This window comes from Prevotella sp. CAG:255, assembly GCF_000431195.1.
Lineage (GTDB): Bacteria > Bacteroidota > Bacteroidia > Bacteroidales > Bacteroidaceae > Prevotella > Prevotella rara.
Window position 1 is genome coordinate 1535 of the sequence record NZ_HF986850.1, and the last position, 231, is coordinate 1765.

Annotated in this window: 1 protein-coding gene; it reads right to left on the reverse strand. The window is 48.5% G+C overall.

Annotated elements, in window-relative coordinates:
* Positions 1–45: 45 nt before the first annotated feature.
* Positions 46–231: TraL conjugative transposon family protein (locus tag QVO66_RS11490; protein ID WP_288172847.1), on the reverse strand; the 186-nt coding region annotated here is incomplete at its 5' end.

A 231-nucleotide genomic window follows, 5' to 3' on the forward strand; every position in this document is an offset into this window, starting at 1 on the left:
ACCCATTGTGAAAGTCCGCGCCTATGTCTTTCAGGCGTGTTTCCGTCAGTCCGCGGTTTCACCTTCAGGCGTTCCGCCATCTTCATTATGTCCATTTCCGTAAAGTTCGATGTATTTCCCGTTAGTCTTTCCGTATTTTATCTCCATAGGTTCGATGTGCCTTATCCTCATCTTTTCTCCGCCGTTCTTGCCGAAATCCACCAGCGCATATACCGTGACGTAGACGCAACA